5 protein-coding genes and 1 pseudogene are annotated in these 5,606 nt (G+C 38.2%); all 6 read left to right on the forward strand.

All coding sequences use genetic code 11. The annotated features are described in order from the left end of the window. Window positions 1-250 (forward strand): annotated as a pseudogene (locus KTG14_RS17600) (protein rep); the annotation flags it as partial. A 100-nt stretch (window positions 251-350) separates the two neighbouring features. Continuing rightward, window positions 351-1,439, forward strand: coding sequence for a hypothetical protein (locus KTG14_RS17605; protein ID WP_216972092.1), 1,089 nt, complete (start codon window positions 351-353; stop codon window positions 1,437-1,439). 452 nt (window positions 1,440-1,891) lie between these two features. Next, a complete protein-coding gene (locus tag KTG14_RS17610) occupies window positions 1,892-3,295 on the forward strand; it encodes a plasmid recombination protein (protein WP_216972093.1) in 1,404 nt (467 codons plus the stop codon). 14 nt (window positions 3,296-3,309) lie between these two features. Then, window positions 3,310-3,486, forward strand: coding sequence for a hypothetical protein (locus tag KTG14_RS17615; RefSeq protein ID WP_216972094.1), 177 nt, complete (start codon window positions 3,310-3,312; stop codon window positions 3,484-3,486). A gap of 32 nt (window positions 3,487-3,518) precedes the next feature. Next, entirely contained in the window at window positions 3,519-4,037 is a 519-nt protein-coding gene (locus tag KTG14_RS17620) for a globin family protein (RefSeq protein WP_216972095.1), read from the forward strand. A 290-nt stretch (window positions 4,038-4,327) separates the two neighbouring features. Next, the gene (locus tag KTG14_RS17625; protein ID WP_216972096.1) at window positions 4,328-5,410 is read left to right on the forward strand and encodes a protein rep; all 1,083 of its coding nucleotides are present in this window, start codon (window positions 4,328-4,330) and stop codon (window positions 5,408-5,410) included. Window positions 5,411-5,606: the final 196 nt, after the last annotated feature.

A 5,606-nucleotide genomic window follows, 5' to 3' on the forward strand; every position in this document is an offset into this window, starting at 1 on the left:
ATTTTATACAGCTCTGAAAGGTCGGCAATTGCTTGTTTTTTCAGGCATGATGAAAGACTATGCTAAAAAGTATGAAGCTGGCGACTTGGACCGATTCAAGGAAAAGGATGAAAATGTCTATACGCATTTGCTCCGTTCACTTTGGAAAGGTTCGAAATATGAAAATAAACTACGTGAACTATCTCCAGAAGAATTTGAAGAATTTAACAAGCAGGCTAAAAGCATTGAGGAAAATGATTTGATAGATTGATTTATGTACCCGGTAGTACTACTAAATATTTATACGCATGTCTAGCTACCCCAACCCCGGTTGGCTCTAAGCTTAGCAGTGTGTTCTAGGGTGGGGAAAAATGGCTACACGTGAAGAATGGGAAGCTATAGCAAGTAAACGGATTCAAAGTATATTGGCTACAAGACGTATCTCGTATAGTTCACACTTAGAAATTAAAATTTCTGAAGCTGGACCAAATCATTTGCGTGCGGAACCACATATTATTAGTAATGCTTTGAGGCATATGAATAAAGCTAAAGAAATAGCTAATTATAAACCCACTAACTTACCCTCGGGCGACAATAACCCGAAATATTTTGTGCCTCTGGATTTTAGTGGTGCTGCCGATGCTTCACGTTCACGAAGTTTCGTAGAGTGGAGAAATTTATTTCTTTGGGCATCACAAAGAAGTGAATACTGTGGTTTTGTACTAGAAAAAATTATATTTGATGCAGTATTAGAAACAGATAAATATCATGTTTTGGGAAGTGCACCGATATATGGACCTGATGGTAAACTTATGAAATCGTCAGGGTCTGAGATGCTTACTTATCAAGGGAATGATGTTTATAAAGCTGAGAGTGGTGCAGGATTTGATTTGTTTGCCATCCATAAGTCATCTCATACTCCCATCGGCATAGAAGCTAAAAACATAAGAGAATGGATTTATCCTGCGTCTGTAGAAGTTTGGCGGGCTATTGCTCGGGCATGCACATTGGAATGTTTGCCTGTGATTATAGCTAGAAAAATATCTTATATTTCACGGGGTGGATTTTTTGCTAATTTTGGAATTCTAGGCTTTGAGACAAATTTTCAGTATATGGCCCAACAAGTTCAACCTGACAGCAAATACACTTTTAAGGACAAAGTGATTCATAAAGATAAATTAGGCTTTGCAGACATAAAGCTATTGAAACCAAAAGATCCAGTGCCAAGTCATTTAGTTATGTTTTTTGATGACATTTTAGATCAACAAGCAGAAATTTATTTTGAAAAGTTTATGAAACATAAAGATCTTCTGAAAAAATATGCCATTGATTATCAAATGGCGGAACCGGGTTTAAATCAAGGAAAACGTTATAGATTGTACAAAGAGTTCAAAGAGGAAGCTGAATTCGAGGATGTAGAATTCGAGCTGGAAGCCAAAACCACTGATTTTGAGATATAAGTAAAATGATTGAATGAGAAAGAGGTAGCTATCGCTATCCTCTTTTTTTATTTGACGGGAAGGTAAGACGTTGGGGAGTGTCCACGGTAAATGTCTGACTGGAACGAAGTGGAAGGAATTTAAGGAGTGGATACGTGCGATTGATCTGCACCCTCTGGTTGGTTCTCACGTCCACCGTGAGAACCTGCCACCCGGCGAGGGAGTTCCCCCTCAAAATTGAGGGGGCTAGGGGGAGCTTTTGATTGGGGTCGAGGGGAAGAGTTCCCCTCGTGGGTTTGGGCAACGCCCAAGGTCTTTTTGACTGGCAGCGGCAGTCAATTGGGCGACTCGCCCAACAGATTTTACCCTCGGAGAGCCTTTTCATAGTGCACACAACGTGTCACTATGCAGAAAAGGTTACTTTGACAAAGTAACAAACTTTTAGGTATGCTTCTTCCAATGGGGTGATTCGTATGGGTATGAGCATTTCTTTGAAAAAAGATACTCGCAAAACTAACATCAAACACAATAACCGGAAAATGAGTGACAAGGAAAAAGAGCAAAATACGCACATTGATTTTTCTCGTTCATCTGAAAATAATTACCTTGTTTCGAAGAGCTTGAAAGAATTGTACAAAACGGAATTCGGTCAAGCTCAAAAAGATTATAACGACAAGCAGAAACGAGCAGACCGAAAAATTACGAATTACTATGAACAGGTCCAAAAAGGCAAAAAGACCAGCTTGCAGCAAGAAATGATCTTACAGGTCGGAGATAAAGATGATTTTAAGGATAATCCCGAAAACCAAAAGCTAGCTAATGAATTATTGGAAGAATGGTTTCAAAAATTTGAAGAGCGAAATCCGAATTTAAAAGTCTATAATGCAGTCATTCATAACGATGAAGCGAGTCCTCACATGCACTTGAATTTTGTTCCTGTTGCGACTGGCTATAAAAGAGGAATGGAAAAACAGGTTTCTTTCGATCGTGCCATTCTCCAGCAGGATCAAACGTTGAATAAAGAACGGCCATTTGAAGATTGGAGAAATCAAGAAGTGCAGCTGTTAGAAAAAATGCTGAAAGAGCGTGGATTGGAACGATCTTTGATTGGTACTAATGATTTTAAAGACGTTAATGACCTGAAATCGAGAAAAGACGAAATACGAGAATTAGAGCAACAAACGTTAGTGGCAAGAAAAGAACTGGCTGAGGTAAATAATAAGCTTCAGGAGGACTCACAACGTGTTTTAAAGGCTACAAGAGATTCTAAACGGGTTGAGAGCATCCAAATCGAGAAAGGGCGTTTATTTGACCGTGGGAGTGTCAAAATGAGCGTTGAAGACTTCGAGACGATCAAAACCCTTGCTTTGGCTTCTGAAGGGCTTAGAACGAAGATTACGGGTCTTCATGTGGATGCAGGGATAGTTGGTATGCGAAATGCTGAGTTGAAAGCTGAAAAAGAAGTTTTACAAAACGAGAACAGTGAATTGAAAAAAGAAAATGAAAATCTTAGAGCAGAAAATAAAGAGTTGAAGAGCGAAGTGTCGAAACTTAATCTCACTTTGCAGCACTTACAAAAAGTATTGGCAATCATGAAAAACAGTGCAGAAAAACAACTTAGTATCGGAAAAGAGAAGTTTAATGAATTCGTTGGAGCGTCCCGTCTTCATGAGTTGACCAATAGATTTGGAAAAGAGAAATCCTTTATGCCGGAAGTTTTTAAAAAGATGATTCCGGAAGATGAAGTCCGAGGGGCTGAAAAATACATGAACATTGTTAAGGGGAGGGAGATGAAAAAAGAACAGGAAGAGGTAGTGGTGGAGAAAGAAAAGATTAGCAAGAACACTAAGAACAAAGAAGTTGATTTTGAAAGGTGAGGGAAGGTGACAAAATGGAGAAACCTCGACAAAGCGTGGAGGAAATGATGCATCTAATACATGAAAAAAACCAAAAGTTGAATTTGTATGAGCTTGAAATTGATGAAAACGGAAACTACTTGTTAGATCCAGCCAACTCTTATCATGTTGAGTGGTATGAAAATGATGAGGATTACGAAGTGATTAAGTAAGTACAAGAGAAATGAAGGGGGAGATTTTTTTGGTGCCAGATTGGGCAATAGAATTCTGGAAGACCGGAGAGAACGCCAATAAACTAACTTTTATTCTAATTGGTGCAGTAGTTGGTGTGCTGGCTACTATTTTGATTAAAGATATAATCTTTGTTAACTTAGTAAAGTTTTCAAAGTGGTTTCTAAAAGGCTCGATACTGCTTACAACAGCAACAAAAGAAAGAACTGCCAAAAAAGTTAAAGGAATAAAAAAGAAAAGAAAATATAAAAGAACGATAAAACTTATAGAGAAAAAAGAAATAGATGTTCCCAAAAATTTTCTTTTTAATAAATCCGAAGAAAAAAATCCTGAATTGAAAAAAGTATTTGAAATGATCGACTCGGAAGAAATCAAAGCTCCACCAGGTTATCATGCAAATAAATTCTTAAAAGAAAACCCTCAACTGTTTGAAAACCTTGCAAAAGAGATAGCTAATAGACCTCCCCCACATATAAAAATGGCAGATTTATCAGTGAAGCCCATCGAATACTTCGATAAAACTAAAAAATAAAGAGCCCTTAATGGGCTTTTTTGTTTTGGTTTTTTTCTATCTTGATACTATACGTCATTATTTCGGCACGGAATGAGGGCGTATAGTGGGTCTTCGCTCTTACTCTCTCAAGGTGTAGTGGAATTATTAATGATGTTTTTTGAGGATACGATTTCACAAAAAAAGACTTGCCCTTTTTCCAACTAAAAGTTAAGGTGAAGTTACCACACAACAACCAAAAACTTAGAGGGGAGGACAAGTCTCGTGAACTTATTTAATTCATACTGCTTATTTGTGACTTTACAACATTTATGATTGAAAATCAACCTAATCAGTGGGGGGAACCCCAACTTGAAAATACAAAGCTCGGTGCCGATCTACTTGGCAAATATACACCCAAAAAAGATTTGAATCGCAAAGCGACAGCATACATCGAGAAACATGTCACTGTGAAATCGGTCGTGCGGTTTGAAACGTGCAGCGACTACTTATCCTTTTTGACGAATGGAGAACTGAGCGTGAAGAGGTTGCACAAAACAAATTCCTGCGAAAATCGCTTCTGTCCTATTTGCACGTGGAAGACTGCAAAGAAAGATGCAATTAAGCTTTCAGTCATGTTGGATGCTGTGAAGGAAATCGAAGGTAAGGAATTCCTGTTTCTTACGTTAACTTCTCCTAATTGCTCAGGAGAAGATTTACGAGAAGAATTGGACAGGTTCAATAAAGCTGTGAAACGGTTGTTTGAACGCCGGAATGTGAAACGTGTGGTTAAAGGTTATGTTCGGAAAATTGAAGTGACAACAGACCAGGAACAATTTATCACTGCAAAAGCATTTAAGCGCAAGAAAGATTATTTCGAAATGCGCGGGCTGAAGGTTGGAGATCCGAATCCAACTTTCAATACTTATAATCCTCATGTTCATGCGATTGTGGTAGTGAACAAAAGCTATTTCAATAAGGCGAATGAATTTATCAGCAAAGAGGAATGGCTGAAAATGTGGCAACAATGTATGGGAGATAAGTCTATTACTCAAATTGATGCTAAGAAGATTAGGGCTACGGGTAATTCAAATGCGGTGCTAGAGATTGCGAAGTATGCGGCAAAAGGAAGCGATTTGTATCATAGCGAAACTGTGTTTGATACATTTTATACAGCTCTGAAAGGTCGGCAATTGCTTGTTTTTTCAGGCATGATGAAAGACTATGCTAAAAAGTATGAAGCTGGCGACTTGGACCGATTCAAGGAAAAGGATGAAAATGTCTATACGCATTTGCTCCGTTCACTTTGGAAAGGTTCGAAATATGAAAATAAACTACGTGAACTATCTCCAGAAGAATTTGAAGAATTTAACAAGCAGGCTAAAAGCATTGAGGAAAATGATTTGATAGATTGATTTATGTACCCGGTAGTACTACTAAATATTTATACGCATGTCTAGCTACCCCAACCCCGGTTGGCTCTAAGCTTAGCAGTGTGTTCTAGGGTGGGGAAAAATGGCTACACGTGAAGAATGGGAAGCTATAGCAAGTAAACGGATTCAAAGTATATTGGCTACAAGACGTATCTCGTATAGTTGATAGATTAATTTA

The sequence above is a fragment of the Planococcus sp. CP5-4_YE genome (genome assembly GCF_019042655.1).
Classification (GTDB): Bacteria; Bacillota; Bacilli; order Bacillales_A; family Planococcaceae; genus Planococcus.

Coding starts and splice junctions, on each gene's coding strand:
- KTG14_RS17610 (WP_216972093.1), top strand. CDS start 1,892: ATGGGTATGAGCATTTCTTTGAAAAAAGATACTCGCAAAACTAACATC.
- KTG14_RS17605 (WP_216972092.1), top strand. CDS start 351: ATGGCTACACGTGAAGAATGGGAAGCTATAGCAAGTAAACGGATTCAA.
- KTG14_RS17625 (WP_216972096.1), top strand. CDS start 4,328: ATGATTGAAAATCAACCTAATCAGTGGGGGGAACCCCAACTTGAAAAT.
- KTG14_RS17615 (WP_216972094.1), top strand. CDS start 3,310: ATGGAGAAACCTCGACAAAGCGTGGAGGAAATGATGCATCTAATACAT.